The organism is Syntrophales bacterium, from assembly GCA_023229765.1.
Taxonomy (GTDB): domain Bacteria; phylum Desulfobacterota; class Syntrophia; order Syntrophales; family UBA5619; genus DYTH01.
This window is the reverse complement of sequence record JALNYO010000006.1, coordinates 60,237-76,408: the sequence shown is the minus strand read 5'-3', so window position 1 is coordinate 76,408 and position 16,172 is coordinate 60,237. Positions and strand designations below refer to the sequence as shown.

Annotated in this window: 14 protein-coding genes; 7 read left to right on the top strand and 7 right to left on the bottom strand. The window is 56.6% G+C overall.

From position 1 onward, the window contains the following. Positions 1-351: 351 nt before the first annotated feature. The 3 genes from M0P74_05100 to M0P74_05090 all read left to right on the top strand — a co-directional run bounded on the left by M0P74_05100 (position 352) and on the right by M0P74_05090 (position 3,415). On the top strand, positions 352-621 hold the full coding sequence (locus M0P74_05100) for a metal-sensitive transcriptional regulator (GenBank protein MCK9362958.1): 270 nt from the start codon (positions 352-354) through the stop codon (positions 619-621). 49 nt (positions 622-670) lie between these two features. Continuing rightward, on the top strand, positions 671-886 hold the full coding sequence (locus M0P74_05095; GenBank protein ID MCK9362957.1) for a cation transporter: 216 nt from the start codon (positions 671-673) through the stop codon (positions 884-886). A gap of 96 nt (positions 887-982) precedes the next feature. Then, positions 983-3,415, top strand: a complete 2,433-nt coding sequence (locus tag M0P74_05090; GenBank protein ID MCK9362956.1) for a heavy metal translocating P-type ATPase — start codon at positions 983-985, stop codon at positions 3,413-3,415. A gap of 249 nt (positions 3,416-3,664) precedes the next feature. On the opposite strand, the gene M0P74_05085 is transcribed toward M0P74_05090, so the two are convergent. The 7 genes from M0P74_05085 to def all read right to left on the bottom strand — a co-directional run bounded on the left by M0P74_05085 (position 3,665) and on the right by def (position 10,714). Continuing rightward, on the bottom strand, positions 3,665-4,534 hold the full coding sequence (locus M0P74_05085) for a 3-methyl-2-oxobutanoate dehydrogenase subunit beta (GenBank protein ID MCK9362955.1): 870 nt from the start codon (positions 4,532-4,534) through the stop codon (positions 3,665-3,667). Beyond that, positions 4,524-5,693, bottom strand: coding sequence for a pyruvate ferredoxin oxidoreductase (gene porA, locus M0P74_05080; GenBank protein MCK9362954.1), 1,170 nt, complete (start codon positions 5,691-5,693; stop codon positions 4,524-4,526). The genes M0P74_05085 and porA overlap by 11 nt, the downstream gene beginning before the upstream one ends. After that, positions 5,690-7,429: an FAD-dependent oxidoreductase gene (locus M0P74_05075; protein ID MCK9362953.1), complete on the bottom strand. Its 1,740-nt coding sequence runs from the start codon at positions 7,427-7,429 to the stop codon at positions 5,690-5,692. The genes porA and M0P74_05075 overlap by 4 nt, the downstream gene beginning before the upstream one ends. Then, positions 7,426-7,974 carry a 2-oxoacid:acceptor oxidoreductase family protein gene (locus tag M0P74_05070; GenBank protein ID MCK9362952.1) on the bottom strand — a complete coding sequence of 183 codons (549 nt, stop codon included), beginning with the start codon at positions 7,972-7,974 and terminating at the stop codon, positions 7,426-7,428. The genes M0P74_05075 and M0P74_05070 overlap by 4 nt, the downstream gene beginning before the upstream one ends. An 18-nt stretch (positions 7,975-7,992) precedes the next feature. After that, positions 7,993-8,595: an XRE family transcriptional regulator gene (locus tag M0P74_05065; GenBank protein MCK9362951.1), complete on the bottom strand. Its 603-nt coding sequence runs from the start codon at positions 8,593-8,595 to the stop codon at positions 7,993-7,995. A 411-nt stretch (positions 8,596-9,006) separates the two neighbouring features. Next, positions 9,007-10,071, bottom strand: coding sequence for a mechanosensitive ion channel family protein (locus tag M0P74_05060; protein ID MCK9362950.1), 1,065 nt, complete (start codon positions 10,069-10,071; stop codon positions 9,007-9,009). Between the two features lie 76 nt (positions 10,072-10,147). Continuing rightward, positions 10,148-10,714, bottom strand: coding sequence for a peptide deformylase (gene def / locus M0P74_05055; protein MCK9362949.1), 567 nt, complete (start codon positions 10,712-10,714; stop codon positions 10,148-10,150). A 248-nt stretch (positions 10,715-10,962) separates the two neighbouring features. Here def and M0P74_05050 point away from each other — a divergent pair, with 248 nt between their 5' ends. The 4 genes from M0P74_05050 (at position 10,963) to pgeF (ending at position 15,933) form a co-directional block, all read left to right on the top strand. Further along, the gene (locus M0P74_05050) at positions 10,963-12,207 is read left to right on the top strand and encodes a coproporphyrinogen III oxidase family protein (protein MCK9362948.1); all 1,245 of its coding nucleotides are present in this window, start codon (positions 10,963-10,965) and stop codon (positions 12,205-12,207) included. A 33-nt stretch (positions 12,208-12,240) separates the two neighbouring features. Further along, positions 12,241-13,680: an L-seryl-tRNA(Sec) selenium transferase gene (gene selA, locus M0P74_05045; protein ID MCK9362947.1), complete on the top strand. Its 1,440-nt coding sequence runs from the start codon at positions 12,241-12,243 to the stop codon at positions 13,678-13,680. 190 nt (positions 13,681-13,870) lie between these two features. Beyond that, positions 13,871-14,905, top strand: a complete 1,035-nt coding sequence (locus tag M0P74_05040) for an RluA family pseudouridine synthase (GenBank protein ID MCK9362946.1) — start codon at positions 13,871-13,873, stop codon at positions 14,903-14,905. A 230-nt stretch (positions 14,906-15,135) separates the two neighbouring features. Next, entirely contained in the window at positions 15,136-15,933 is a 798-nt protein-coding gene (gene pgeF / locus M0P74_05035) for a peptidoglycan editing factor PgeF (protein MCK9362945.1), read from the top strand. Positions 15,934-16,172 lie beyond the last annotated feature (239 nt).

Here is a 16,172-nt window from a genome sequence, read left to right as displayed (position 1 = left end):
GGATTTCCGTTCTGCAAATAAAATTTCCCTCAACCGCGGCTGGATTCGGCCATGCTCGCCACACCGCCTGCGAGAGAGGCATTGATGGTGGTGCGCCTGCGATAAGTTACAAGGTCCTTCAGCAAACTGTAGCAACTTCAAGTGTGTTTATGATATCTTTTTTCTATAATCCCCATCCTGGAGCTAATGCTGCGCAATCATGTCTGAAAATCCCGCTTGTCTCTTCGCAGGTAAAACTTTTCACTTTTCCCTCTTGACAAACGAATGCGCATACATATAATCCTTATGCCTCCCCCGGTGGGAGGGGTACTTGGAAAATGCATGCAAATCAACCATATTTATGGGGTAATCATGAAAAATCAAAATGCCTTGCGCCGCCTCAAAACAATCGAAGGCCATGTGCGCGGCGTTATCCGCATGGTCGAGGAGGATAGCTACTGTATTGAAGTCATCCGCCAGATTCAGGCGGTGGGGGCGGCGCTGAACAAGGTCAGTGCCCAGATTCTCGAAAACCACCTGAGCACCTGCGTCATTCCCGCGATCAGGGGTGATGATGCTGGCGCGCGTGAGCGCGTTTTGAAAGAGATCACCGAAGTGTTTGACATGGCAAATAAGGTTTAGACTCAACGCCGGCAGGGAGCCGGCGCCAAAAAATCGAAAGGAGTTTTTTATGAATACTGTTACCTGGGTTGTTCCTGCTATTAGTTGCGGCCACTGCACGCATACGATCGAGATGGAGTTGGCTGAGTTGCCGGGGGTTCAGTCGGTCAAGGCCGACAAGGATTCCCGGAAGGTCACCGTTACTTTCGCTGCCCCGGCGACGGAAGAGAAGCTCAAGGCCCTCTTGGCCGAGATCAATTATCCCGTCAGCGCTTTTGCCGTCTAAGGGGAACATTTTCGCGGCACGGAGCAAGTTTGTATCGCGATGTCCGCAAGAGCGCCGCCGCGATCCGCAATGCGGCGGCGCAAACAAGGAATTGATATGGAAAAGGAGAAACGCGTGCTGCTCCCCATTACGGGGATGACCTGCGCCAATTGCGTCGCGGCGGTCGAACGCAACCTGAAGAAACTCGAAGGCGTCGAAAAGGCGGCGGTGAATCTGTCATCGGAGCGGGCGACCGTGGAGTATGACGCCGAGAAACTTACAGTGCCGGAGATTATCGCCCGGGTAGAGAGGGCTGGTTACGGTGTGGCAACGGGGGAGGCCGACCTGGCGATCAAGCGACTTGCCGACGACAATGACGCGCGCCGGCTTGAGAAGGCCTTGGCCGCCCTGGAGGGGGTGTTGGAGGCGCAAGTGAGCTTTGCCAGCGAGAAGGCGCGCCTCCGGTACGTGCCGACGATGATCAGCCAGGCGGAAATCCGCAAGGCCGTTGCGGAAGCGGGGTTTACAGCCCTCGAACTGGGAGGTTCGGCCGAGGACGCCGAAGCCGAGGCGCGCGAACGGGAGCTAAATGAACAAAGCCGTCTGCTGATCACCGGTTTGATCTTTACCCTGCCGCTGTTTTTGTTTTCAATGGCGCGCGACTTTGGTCTGGCGGGTCCCTGGGCGCACGCCTTCTGGGCGCATTACGCCATGTGGGCGGCAGCGACGCCGGTGCAGTTCTACGTGGGCTGGCAGTACTACACGGGCGCGTACAAGGCGCTTCGAGGCGGCTCCGCCAACATGGACGTGCTCATCGCCCTGGGTTCATCAACGGCATACATCTACTCTATTTTTATTACGCTGGGGGTTATTCCCGGGCATGTCTATTTTGAGACCGCGGCGGTCATAATCACGCTGATTCGCTTGGGGAAATTTCTCGAAGCCCGCGCCAAGGGACGTACCTCCGAGGCCATCAGGAAGCTGATGGGATTGCAGGCCAAAACCGCCCACGTTATTCGCGACGGGCGCGAGGTTGACACGCCCATTGACGAGGTGCAGGTAGGCGATGTCGTGATCGTTAAACCCGGCGAGAAAATACCGGTGGATGGCGTTGTTATCGAAGGGCGCTCCGCCGTTGACGAAGCAATGCTGACGGGTGAATCCCTGCCGGTGGAAAAAAAGCAGGGCGACTCGGTGATCGGTGCGACTCTCAACAAACTGGGACGCCTCACCTTTGAGGCGACGAAGGTCGGCAGGGAAACGGCGCTGGCGCAGATTATCAAGCTGGTGGAAGAGGCGCAGGGCAGCAAGGCGCCGATCCAGAGACTGGCAGACCGGGTCTCGGCCATCTTTGTGCCCGCGGTCATCGCGATTGCGCTTTTGACGTTTGCCGTATGGTATTTCATTGTACCGGCGGCGTTTCCCGATCACCAGTTTGTCAATTCCCTCTTTACAACCGCGCTTATCAACATGGTGGCGGTGCTGGTGATTGCCTGCCCGTGCGCGATGGGGCTGGCCACGCCGACTGCCGTAATGGTCGGGACGGGCCGGGGCGCGCAGATGGGGGTACTGTTCCGCAGCAGCGAAGCGCTCGAACGGGCGGGCAAGATCGATTTGGTGGTGCTCGACAAGACAGGCACGATCACGAAGGGTCAGCCCGCGGTTACGGATATCGTCACTGCGGAAGGAGCCCCATGGAATGCCGACGAACTCCTGGGGATGGCCGCGGCGGTGGAAAAAGGGAGCGAGCATCCGCTGGGCGAGGCTGTCTGGACGGAGGCCGAGGCGCGCGGGCTGCATCTGGCGGAAGCATCCGGATTTACTGCTGAACCGGGGCAAGGAGTACGGGCCGAAGTCGGGGGAAAAAGCGTGCTGGTCGGCAACATTCGGATGCTGGAGACGGCCGGAATCCCGCTGAACGGACTGATCGCCGTGGTCGGACGTTTGCAATCCGAGGCCAAGACGGCCATGCTCGTTGCCGTTGACCAACAGGCCGCAGGCGTGATTGCCGTCGCCGATACCGTCAAGGAGGGTTCGCTCGAGGCGATTGCCGCTTTGCGCCGGCTGGGCCTGCGCGTGGTTATGATTACGGGCGATAACCGGCAAACGGCGGAGGCGATCGCCGGACAGGTCGGCGTTGATGCGATTTTGGCTGAGGTACTGCCCGCCGGCAAGTCCGACGAAGTGAAGAAGCTGCAGCAGGCAGGCAGCGTGGTGGCGATGGTCGGCGATGGCATCAACGATGCCCCCGCTTTGGCGCAGGCGGATGTGGGCATGGCGATCGGCACTGGCACGGACGTGGCAATGGCGGCCGCCCCTGTGACGCTGATGAGCGGCGATCTGCGCGCTGTGGTGCGCGCCATTAATCTTTCCCGCCGGACGCTCGCCACGATCAAGCAAAATCTGTTCTGGGCGTTTTTCTATAATGTGCTGCTGATTCCCGCCGCGGCGCTGGGCTTCCTGAACCCGATGGTTGCGGCCGGGGCGATGGCGTTCAGCAGCGTGTTTGTCGTCAGCAATAGCCTGCGGCTGCGTCGCGCCAAGGTTTAATTCCGGGGGAGAATCAGGCGGAGTTTCGAAGAAATGTAGCCCAGTTTTATAATCAGCCGCATCCAGCGCGGCGGCGGGCAGTCTATACTGCCGCCCCACATTCTTGCCGCCGCCGCCTTTTTTCAGAACTGAAAGAAAGATTTCGTGTAAATGAGTAAGCAGTACAAAACGATTTTCTTTCCCTACACAGAAGATGATCTGATCGAAATCATTGATATTATTTCCCAACCAATAAAGCTCTCCCCTTTTTTATGCCTTGTCGAGGAGCCGCTGCCAGTCTTCGTCAACCATGGCCTGGATTTGATCGAGATCATGGTCGGTCAGATGCCGAAAGCGTCCCTGGAGGCGGAAGTACTCGCGGACAAGGTATTCCCGCGGCTTGTAGTTAATCGTGTAGCTTTTGCCGTTTTCCACCTCGTAGAGGGGGAAGATGTTGGTCTGGACGGCCATGCGGGCTATCTTGACCGACATCTCGGAGGGAATGCGCCAGCCCGTTGGGCAGCTCGCGTAGATGTGCAGAAAGCGTGAGCCTTTTATCTCCCTTGCCTTTTGCGCCTTGCGGATCAGGTCGTCGGGAAAGGCGATGCTCGCCGTCGCGACATAGGGTATCCGGTGGGCGACGAGGGCCTCGACGATGTTCTTTTTGCGCATCTTTTTCCAGTCATGGCCGGGGGTGGTCGTGGTCCAGGCTCCGTACGGCGTGGACGAGCTCCGCTGGATGCCGGTATTCATGTAGGCCTCGTTGTCGTAGCAGACATAGAGGAAATCCTCGTTCCGCTCCACCGCCCCGGAGAGGGCCTGAAAACCGATGTCGAATGTCCCGCCGTCGCCGGCCCAGGCAACGACCTGAGTTTCCGTATCGCCCAGCATGTCGAGGGCGGCCCGGACGCCGCTTGCCGTGGAGGCGGCGGTCTCGAAGGCGCAGTGGATGATGGGTGTCTTCAGCGTTGACTGCGGATACGGCCCGGCGATAATCGACCAGCAGCAGGCGGGCAGCACAATCACGGTCTTTTCCCCCATGGCCTTCAGGAAAAAGCGCATCGCAATGGCGGCGCCGCATCCGGGGCAGCCGACGTGCCCGGAGAGCATTAACTCGCGTTCCCTTAATTCAGCATCCATTGCCCGTCTCCTTCAGACCGATCCATACCCCGTTTTCATCGGGAGTGGCGGTCGCCTTTGTTTTTCGATAGATATCCTCAATCACATCCGGTGTGACATCCCTGCCGCCGATGCCGGCGATATATCCGAAGACCAGCGGTTTGGAAGAGAAGTTGCAGAGCGCGGCCTTCAGTTCCTGGGCGAAAATTCCGCTGGCGCCGAACGAGAAGTTGCGGTCAATGACGGCGACCTTCTTAGTATTTTTAAGCGCCTCCCGGAGTAGCTCGGTCGGGAAGGGACGAAACAGCCGAATCTTGAGGAGCCCGACCTTCTCCCCCTGTTCCCGCAGCTTCTGCAGGACAAGACGGGTGGTGCTGGTGATCGTTGCGGAGGTGACAAAAACGATTTCCGCATCGTCGCAGTTGACCGCCTCGATCGCACTGTACCGACGGCCGAAAATCGAGGCAAATTCCGCTTCGATCTGCTCCTCCTGCGGCAGGACGTCCTCCATGGCCAATGCTATGTCGTTGCGCAGTTCCATGTAATCGACCGGGGGAACAAGCCCGGCGAAGCTGCGCGGATCGGCGGTGGACATCCGGAAGCGGGGTGCGTAGGGCGGCAAAAAGCGGTAGGCGTCCTCCTCGGTCGGGATGTCCACCGGCTCGTAGGTATGCGACAGATAAAACGCGTCCAGAACCACCATGACCGGCAGGTTGACGGCCTCGGCCAGCCGGTAGGCGATCAGCGTCGAATCGAGCACCTCCTGACCGTCTTCGCAGTAGATTTGGATCCAGCCGGTGTCCCGCTGGGAGAGGCTGTCCGTCTGGTCGGCCCAGATATTCCAGCCCGGGGCCAGCGCCCGGTTTACCTCCGCCATGACGATTGGCAGGCGCGCGCCGGAAGTCCAGTGCAGCAGCTCATGCATGTACGCGAGTCCCTGGGAGGAGGTCGCCGTGAAGGTGCGCACCCCCATGAGCTGCGCCCCGATCAGGGCGGCGAGGCAGGATTGTTCTCCCTCCATCCTCATGAAACGGGCCTCCATGAGCCCTTTTTCACAGTAATCCGATATGGTTTCCACGATATGGGTCTGCGGCGTTATCGGATAGGCGGAGACCACCTGCACATGCGCCAACCTGACCGCTTCCGCGACCGCCTGACTTCCCTCGATGACCCTTCTCATTCGCTTTCCTCCTTATCCAGGGACATCGCATTGCGCGGGCACTCCACAACGCAAATCCCGCACCCCTTGCAATAGTCGTAATTAATCCGCCTTGTGTCCGCTTCCCTGATGACGGTGACGTCCGGGCAGAAGAGGCGGCAGTTGTCGCAGTTGTTGCAGAAGCCGCAGTTGAAGCAGCGCGCCGCCTCCTTCATCGCCAGTCCCGCGGAGATTTTCAGGTCAATTTCTGAAAACGATCGGCGGCGTTCCTCGATCAGCAGACGCGGCTGTTTGATCCGGGGCGCGAAGGAGAAGTATTCGGTGTTGATCTCCGAATAGCCGACAACGTGACTGCTCCTCAGTTTACGCTCCCCGCCGAGATAGATTTCCAGGGACTGGGCGCTTCCGTCGCCGACGGTGCAGTCCGCAAGAGCAGAGGCGATTGCGGCTGCGCCTTCGCGGAAAAATATGTCCAGGGCGATGGCCGCCTGCTTGCCGGAGGCGATGGCGTGGGTTACGCTTTTGGTTTCATTGGCCAGATCGCCGGTGTAAAGAACCGGTCGCTGTCCTTGGCCGAGGACGATGCGGGAGTGGCTGAACGCTAATGTATCAGGGCCTGCCTGCGGGGGTTCCATCCAGGCCTCCTGCGGCCCCGCCCCGATTGCCCGGATGACGCGCTGCGCCTTCACGAATTCCGGGTTGCCGGCGGCGGGAACAACGCGAGCCCTTCCCGCTTCCTCGCCGGAAACAACCATCCGTTGCAGCTTGAGAACAAGTTGATTTACTTCGTGTTTAACCTCTGCCGGGGCGACAAGTTCCTGTATCGTCACCCCCTCTTCGATAGCCATCCGGATCTCTTCGGCGAAAGCGGGCATATCCTGCTTACGCCTCCGATAGTAGATGACGGCTTTTCCTCCCAGTCGCACCACGCTTCTGGCGACATCAACGGCGGTATTGCCCCCGCCGATGACGGCGGTTGTCCCGTCATGGGAAACCGGGATTCCGGCCCGCAGGTCTCTAAGAAAATCCAGTCCCTCGACAACAGCGGCGGCGTTTTCGCCGGGGATGCCGATTTGTTGCCCTTTGGCATGGCCGCAGGCAATAATAAAGGCTTGATAACGGCTGTCGGGATCCGTCAGAAACTTTTCGTCAACCCGGCGGTTGGTGAATATTTCAACCCCGGCGGCTTGCAGGCGCTCGACATCCTGAAGCAGTGCGTCCAGGGGGAGACGGTACGCGGGGATTCCCCAGCGGAGCAATCCTCCCACCTCGGCGGCCGCCTCGAGGACGTCGCACTTAAACCCCAGCCTAATCAGAAACCAGGCCGTGGCCAGTCCTGCAGGGCCTCCTCCGACAATAGCGATCCGTTCATTGCGCGGAGCAGCGCCGGGCGTGGGCGGGTGAAAGTCGTACCGGGCGGCTGTATCGGCAAGAAACCGCTCCAGCGTGTGCACGGCGAGGGCCTCATCGTAATTGCCCCGGTTGCAGATACCCTCGCACGGATGGAAGCAGACCCGGCCGCAGGTGGCGGGGAAAGGGTTTTCCCGCAGGATCGCTTCCCAGGCTTCCTTGAAATCACCCTGCGCGGCCAAAAGCTCGATTTGCGGAATATCCTCGCCTGCTGGACACGCCGCCGAGCAAGGAGCGGTCTTGTTCTCGAAGTGTGGGCGCAGGAAGCGCCAGGAGCCTGTTTTGTTGCCCTCGGTCGTAGTAAAGGAAAGGGGGATCAGCAGTTTGTTTTTCATTTCGATATTCATAGGCATACCGTCCTGTAAGCTTCTTCGGCCGCGCTGATGTTGGAGTCCGTGCGGATCGGGATATCCTCCCGGATCGCCTCGATTACCGCCTCTATCGGCGGCATTTCCAGCACGCGGGCCAGGGCGCCGAGCATCGCCGTATTGACGATCGGATGGGTGCGCGTGCCGAGTTTATGATCCAGCGCAATGCGGTTCGCATCGATAAAGGCGCAGCGGAAATTCGCAAAGCGCTGTACATCCTTTTCGTTTTTGATGTCGTTGATCAATATCCAGCCGCCGGGCTTCAACCCCTTGGCGACATCGATATTTTGCAGCAGCGTTGTGTCCTGCACGACGACGTGATCCGGCGTGGTGATGTTCGTCCGGAGATATATTTTTGTTTTGTCAAGGCGGACGTACGATTCGACAGGGGCGCCCCGCCGCTCGACGCCGAAAACGGGGAAACTCTGCACCTCGTAGCCGGCCCGGAAAAACGCCTTCGCCATGACAATGGTGCCGACGACCGTTCCCTGGCCGCCCCGTCCATGAAAGCGGAGTTCAAGCATGAATTATCCTCCCTAAATCTAACTGCGGTTCCACACAACGACCAGTGCCCGTGCCTGCTTGCCGTCGAGCGACCGGAAGGCGTGGTTTTGCGCCGACTCAAAGTACAGGGTGTCGCCCGGTTCCAGTATCTCCACCCGTTCGTTGGTTCTGAATTCAAGACGTCCTTCCAGCAGATACGTGAACTCCTCCCCGTCGTGGCTGGTAAAAACCACTTCCGAGGTTGAAAGAGGCTGGAAAGACACGAGGAGTGGCTCCATGTGTTTATCCTGCTTGCGGGTTTCGAGCGCTTCATAGATGTAATCCACCTCGCCTTCCCGGTGGTGGGGCCGCTGCCGGATGGGGATTCGGTCCGCCTGGCGGGTAAGCGAGATTTTCAGCTCCGGTTCGTCGTCCTTGAAAAAATGGGCCATTTCCACGCCGAGGGAGCGGGCGACGTTCAAGAGCGTTGCTACCGGCGGAACGAATTCACCCTTTTCGATATCGGCAAGCAGTTCCCGCGCGAGGCCGGTTTTGGCGGCGAGATCGTCGAGGGTAAGGCGGTTCCTTTCACGAAGGTTATGCAGCTTCCGGCCGATTCCGAGCTCCACGGCCGCTGAACGGGCATCTTGCTCCTGGGTCATGTCTTCACCTCACTAATATATTTAAGGATAGAATTTATTCGCTCTCCCGTCGCCGACCTCAAATTTAGGAAGCCGTGGGCACGGTCTCTATACGCGGGAGTTTGGGGGCCCGCAATGACAAACGGGGCGTTTTGCAAACGTCCCTAAGCGATGTCTGAATGTATCTGCTTCCCCTGTTTTTTTGTCAAGCCCTTTTGGGCAGGGGGGTGTGCGACAAATTTATGGGTAGAGCAGTTTTTCACCCCTCTTTAGCAAAGAGGGGTTGGGGGAGATTTGCTGGAGAATAAATATCCCCTTGCTTTTATTATGAATCCCCCCTGCCCCTCTTTTCCAAAGGGGGGATAAGTTTCTGCAAGTATATGATACCCACATTTTTGTCGCAGACCCTGGGCAGGGATTGTTCCTCCCCGTTTATGAGCAGGAAGCACCGCCCTCTTGTTCGGTGTTCAACGCGACGATCGGAAAAGGGATCACGATTTTTTCCTGGGCGAAACGGAGGTGTATTCTTTTAATGAATTCATGTGTTATCGCGTATTGGTCGACGAAGGTCCGCGCCCTCATGATAACGGAAAAATTAATACTTGAGGCGTCAAACGTGTGATACCTGACCAGCGGTTCAAAAGCGGGAACCCCGCCTGGCGCATCCTTCATCACGGCCGTTGCCACCTCCCGGACGACTTTTTCCACCTGCTCCAGGTTGCTGTTGTAATGCACCCCCAATTGAACAATGACCGCCAGATCATTCTCCGGCAGATTGTAATTGGTCACGATCATTTCCGCCAATTTCGCGTTCGGGATAATGACGTAATTTCCCTGTAAGGTCCTTATCTTTGTCGATCTCCACCCGATATCTTCAATGTAACCGCTATCTGCTGAGTCGAGCTTTATAAAGTCTCCTACCTTTATCTGTTTGGCGACAATAATGTTGAATCCCGCGAAAAAATTGGAGAGGGTGTTCTGAAGGGCGAGCGCAACTGCCAGGCCTCCGACGCCGAGGGTGGTCAGGATCGGGGCAATCGAAATGCCGAGCTGGTTCAGGATGATCAGGGCCGCGACGCTGTAAAAGGTGATCCGGATAATGTTTTCGGTGAGACTTGTCACCGGAAGGCGCGAGTCGATTTTGGCGGCGCGCATCCTGATGTAGCCGCTGAGGATATTCGCCGCTGCCATGGCGACGGCGATGATCGCGAGGATGGAGAGCCCCTTCTCCGCTTTATCGACCAGTTTTTTTGACAGGTCCGAAAATTCGAGCGCGAGGTAGGTTCCCATCATCAAGCTCAGCACGATAAATGGGGATTTGATGGCTGAAAAGATGATGTCGCCCGCCGGGGAATCGTTCCTTTTCGCCCACCGGGAAAGCCTGCCGAGCACCTGCCTGCGGAGAAAATAGCCAACGGCCATGGAGATGCCCACGATCGCGAGCATGATCAATATATCAACAGATTTTTCGAGGTATCCGGCAAAAAAAGTTTTCATGGGTTATTTCCGTTGATGCTCCCCGGGAAAATCGTTATCTAAGGCAACGTTAAATATTCATATGAAAACAGTGCCTTCAGCAATTATCGAAGTAGGTCTGCAGAAAGTTGTGATATTTTTTGGATGCGTAAACGGGGCCTTCGTAATCGACGATGAGTTTGCCGTCGAGGTGGTCTATTTCATGCTGGACGACGCGAGCCGCGAAGTCGAGGTAGCGCTTGTTGAGCTTTTTGCCCTTTTCGTCGTCAAAAGCGCGGACCTTTATTTCCGGGAAACGGCTGACTTCGATATTGACTCCCGGACAGGAAAGGCAGCCTTCCTCCAGCGCGACCAGTTCCCCCCTGGTCTGGGTGATCCTTGGGTTGACAAGGATTTCGGAATCCAGCCGGCGCTGCTCGCGTTCCTTGACGTCGAAGTTTCTGGTCCGGACGGCGATGATCCGGAGGTTTATCCCTATCTGCGGAGCGGCCAGCCCCACCGAATCATCGCGGTCAAGAAAGGTGTCCCAGAGCGCGCGGATCGCCTCGTTGACTTCCGCAGTGAAGGGAAGCGGCGCCTCCAGCGAAGGCGCCCTCAAGATACGGGTGTCGTCCTCAATTATCTGTCCTTCGTCCCAGAGGGTAAGGACTCTCTGCACCGTCATTGACGTGTCCTTTTCCGCCCAGGTCCGCAGGTAACTATCGGGGGTTACAGAGCCCGGGCGCTTGATTTTAAGGAACGCCTATAGCACCACGCCTACGGCATTTCAAGAAAATTTCAAATTAGCTTCTTGCAGAATCCGCAAAGCTCTGTTAGTTTCCAGATACTTTATCGCCGCTTACGATTGTTCATGTGGCAAAAGGGAAAGGCGGGACAGGCGCCTGCCGTAAAAAATTATAAGGGAGCTGGAAATTGATAGATTCCATTATTGCAGCGCAGGCCCGGCGGGAATTTTCCCGGTCGCTGCGCTTTGAGGGAGGCGAGACGCCCCATATTCCGCCGCCGGCGGATCAACTGCCCCGGATGCTCTACATGCATATTCCGTTTTGCGAGCGGCTTTGTCCCTACTGTTCCTTTCATCGGGTTGTCTTTCAGGAGGCGCTTTGCCGCGACTATTTCCAGGCGCTGCGCAAGGAAATAGTCAGTTATCGCGATATGGGCTACCAATTCGGTTCCCTGTACGTGGGGGGAGGCACGCCGACAGTCCTGATCGACGAGCTGACCAGGACCATTGATTTTGCCAGACAGACATTCGGGATTCGCGAGATCTCGGTGGAAACCAATCCCAACCACCTGACCAAGGAACGCCTGAGCGCCCTGCGCTTGGCCGGTGTGAACCGGCTTTCCGTCGGCATTCAGAGTTTTGACGATGGTCTGCTCAAGCGGATGGAGCGGCATGATTACGGAAGCAGCGCCGAGGTGCAGGAGCGGATTCGCAACACGCTGGGAATATTCGAGACGCTCAACGCCGACATGATCTTCAATTTTCCGACGCAAACCGCCCAGATGCTGGATCGGGACCTGGACATTCTCCTTGCGCTTGGGGTGGATCAAACGACCTGGTACCCCTTGATGGTATCGGCTTCAACGCGCAGGAAGGTTGAAGGCAGTCTGGGCGTGGTCGATTACGGTCAGGAACGGCGGTTTTACCATCAGATTGCCGGACGGCTTGTGCCGACATATCGCTTTTCTTCGGCATGGTGTTTCTCGCGGGGAAAGGCGATGATTGACGAGTATATCGTTGATTACGACGAGTACGCCGGGCTCGGCAGCGGCGCCATCGGCTATCTGGGCGGCGTTTCCTACGCCAACACCTTCGATATCAGGGAATATATCGGAAGGATGGAAAAAGGGGCGTCGCCGCTGCTGGTTTCCCGCGTTTTTTCGCAAAAAGAGAGGGTCAGGTATGATTTTCTGATGAAGCTGTTTGGAACCAGGCTGAATATCGCGGAGCTGAAAAAGAAGTACGGTACGGCGTTTCGTCTGCTCTGGCCGGATATAGCCGCCTTTTACCTGGCGGGCGCCTTTTCCTGGAAAAACCCGGAGCTTCTCCTGACTAAGCGGGGAAGGTACTTCTGGGTTGTCCTGATGCGGGAGTTCTTTATCTCCGTCAATAATTTCAGGGACTATTGCCGGGGACAGGTTAACATGCGTTGACTGTAACAATTGCCATGAAGGCGAGGTGTGAAGATGGATGAACGAACACAGGAGTTGCTGCGCAATCTTCCCAAAATAGACGATTTGCTCCTCAGAGTCGAAAAACAGGAAGAGGCCGCGGGGTTTTCCCGGGAGCTGCTCAAGGATGCCTGCCGGACGGTTGTTGAGGAACTTCGGGAGCGAATTATCCGACAAAGGGGCGAGTTGCGCCCGCTGCCGACCCCGGGTGAGGCGGCGGATCAGGCGCTGAAGATGATCGCGGGATATCGCGCCTTCCGTCTGCGCCGGGTGATCAACGCGACGGGGGTTATTCTGCACACGAATCTCGGCCGGGCGCCCCTCTGCCGGGAGGCGATGGAGCGGGTTATCGAGGTCGCCTCCGGCTACTCCAACCTTGAATACAACCTTGAAAAGGGTGAGCGGGGCATCCGCTATGACAATGTCAAGGGGCTTTTGTGCGCGCTCTGCGGGGCGGAGGATGCCCTTGTTGTCAACAACAATGCCGCCGCGGTGATGCTGGTTTTGAACAGCCTTGCCATGAACCGGGAGGCGATTGTTTCTCGTGGTGAGCTGATCGAAATCGGTGGCGAGTTCCGCATTCCCGATGTTATGGAAAAAAGCGGCGCCCGTCTCGTGGAGGTGGGAACGACGAACCGCACCCGAATTGCCGATTACGAAAGGGCCGTCTGCCCGGATACGGGGCTGCTCTTGAAGGTTCACACCAGCAACTTTCTGATCGTCGGCTTTACCGAGGAGGCAGAGCGCGGCCAGCTCGTGGAAATGGGGAAAAAGCATGGCATTCCCGTCGTGGAGGATTTGGGAAGCGGCTGTTTCAGTGAATTGGACCATTACGGTTTAAAACGGGAGCCGACGGTGCGCGACAGCCTTGATGCCGGTGTGGATGTGGTGACCTTCAGCGGCGACAAGCTCCTTGGCGGTCCACAGGCGGGTATCATTCTGGGAAAGAGGAAATTCCTGGAGAAGATTGCGAAAAATCCCCTTAATCGCGCTCTCAGGATAGACAAGCTGACCCTTGCCGCCCTGGAGGGAACGCTGGTCCAATACCTCCGACCCGCCGGGGCCATTGCCGACATCCCGGTTCTGCATGCCCTGACCGAATCCCTGGCTTCTGTCGAAAAGCGGGCGAAAAAACTGCGCTCCCTGCTCCGGCGGCATTTATCCGAGGGAGTGGAAGTCAAGCTTGTAAATGGATTTTCTATGGCGGGAGGGGGATCTCTGCCGACTCAGGGAATAGAGACGGCGCTGGTCGGTATCAGATCAGACTTCGGTTCGGCAGCCGAGATTGAACGGGGGCTTCGGCAGTGCGATCCGCCGGTGATTGTCCGTGTCGCCGACGATCAGGTGCTGCTGGATCCCCGAACCCTGTGGGAGGAGGATTTCAACGAGATTCGTGAGGCGCTGCGGGAGGTTCTGGATGCTTTATCAGGGAAGCAGCCGATGAAACATCCCTGACGGCGCACCGTCACAAAGACGGATGAAAGCGCAGCTTAATGTTCATAAAACAGTTTTATCGGCTATGATTCAAAACTTTTATAGGCTGAAAAGGTGTTGGGGTCATTGATTCGTTCTTTGCGCAGTCATAACAGACTACAGTCTAAGCAACCTGAGTAGTTACAAATAAACCATTCTAAGTAAACAAGTTATGCACGAATTTCATGAACATGAAGCTTTGCTTGCCGGTGAAAAACCAGGACGAGCCCGCTTTCTTGTGTTGCCGGAAGAGGAGGGGGTTCGCCTCGATCTGCTGCTTGTCAGCCGGGAGCCGGGGGTAACGCGCACCAGAATTGCGAAGCTGATCGCCGAGGGAAAGGCGCTTGTGGGGGGCCGCCCTTGCCGTGCCGGTCAGAAGCTGAAGGCCGGGTCCGAGGTTGTGATCGACTTTCCCGAAGCCAAACCTTATTTAGCGGCCCTGCCGGAGGATATTCCTCTGGTCGTGGTTTACGAAGACGCGTCGCTGATCGTGATTGACAAACCCGCGGGCATGGTTGTCCATCCGGCGGCCGGTCATTACGGAGGCACCCTCGTAAACGCCCTGCTTTTCCATTGCCATGATCTTTCCGGGATCGGCGGGGTGCTTCGCCCGGGTATTGTGCATCGCCTCGACAAAGACACCTCCGGGTTGATTGTGGCGGCAAAATCGGATGAAGCCCATCTGGGACTGGCCAGCCAGTTCAAGCGCCACGAGGTAAAAAAAACCTATCAGGCGGTTGTTTACGGTCTGCCGCATGCCGAAACGGGAAGAATTGAAGCGGCGGTCGGGCGGCACCCGTCGGACCGTAAAAAAATGTCCACCAAAAGCAAGCGGGGCCGTTCCGCCATTACCATCTGGCGGGTTCGCGAACGTTACGGGGCGGCCGCCCTTTTGGAGGTCGATATCGAAACCGGCCGTACCCACCAGATCCGGGTGCATCTTGCCGATCTCGGCTATCCGGTCGTCGGGGACCCTGTATATGGCAAGCCGGGGAGGAGCAACGCCGTCAAGGATGCGGCCGTCCGCCGGTTGCTGAAAATATTTCCCCGTCAGGCGCTCCATGCCTGGCGCCTCTCGTTTTGCCATCCGGCGATCGGAGCAAAGATGGAGTTTTTCTCCCCGCTGCCGGAAGATATGGAGGAGCTTTGCGTCTTCCTCAGAAAACAGACAGAAAAAACCGCATTATCGCAAGCTGCAATTGTTTAGAATAATGAGGCAATTGCAAAACCATTTGTCATTCCCGAAAGCGAAGCTTAATGTTCATAATGTCTCTATCCCCGATAACAGCATTCGGGGACGAATATGGTTTTTCAAGCTGTTAGAACCAGATTATGAACATTAAACTTCGTTTTCCCGCTCAGAATCGTTGCGGGAATGACAAGAATGGGGAGTTTTGCAATTACCTCTAATTATATGACGGCAGCGGAAGAGGGAGAATGTTTCGTTTAGTGAAGAAGGGTCAGGTCGAGTATTTGGAAGCCGAAGAACTTTCCGGGCTTGAATTTGTAACCCATGCCTTCTGCACCCGGCATGATGGCGTCAGCAGCGGGGAATTTTCCAGCCTCAATGTAGGCGAGCTGGTCGGCGACAAACAAGAGAACGTCAGTGAGAATCTGGGCCTTATCAAACGGGCGTTGGCAATACCCGAAAACGGGCTGGTCATGGCAAGGCAGATTCACGGTGACCGAATAGTCGAGATAGGCATCAATGAATCACTGCCGCTATCCATGCCGGAGTGTGACGGGTTTGTCACCGCCCGCCCGGGGATTGCCCTGTGCATAAAAACAGCCGATTGCGTTCCGCTGCTCTTTTTGGACCGCCGTCTCCGGGTAGCGGGGGCGGCCCATGCCGGTTGGAGGGGAACGGCGCTCGGCATAGCGGCGAAAATGATTGGCGTATTCTGCCGGCATTTTTCCTCCCGCAGAGAGGATATTACCGTCCTTATCGGGCCGGCAATCGGTTCCTGCTGTTACGAGGTGGATGCCCCGGTCTTTGACGCGTTTGCCGACAGGACGAAAGCGGATATGTTTTTTCACAAGTGCGAGGGAAAGGAACGCTGGATGTTTGATATTTCTCTGGCCAATCGCATTCAGCTCCGGGAAGCGGGCATTTCCGAAAATAATATCCTGGCTGCCGACATGTGCACAGCCTGCCGGCGGGAGTTGTTTTTTTCTCATCGCACCGCCCAGGGAAAAGACGAAGGCCGGCAGCTCAGCCTCATTATGATTAATTGAACGCTGCAATAAAAAATGCTTGACAGTCGGGAATGTTTCGGTATAGCCTATCACAAAATCAGAGAAGCAAGCGTTGCTCCTCCCTTAAAATAAATTCCATTTATCAAACTATCAAACAGGGATTCGTAATATTTCGGTGCACTTCTTATATAAATCGTTTTCTATAAAATCTAAGTTATTTTGATGGAAAGAACCGAAAAGAGATCGAAAGCGCTTTATAAACATTAAGCTTCGCTTTT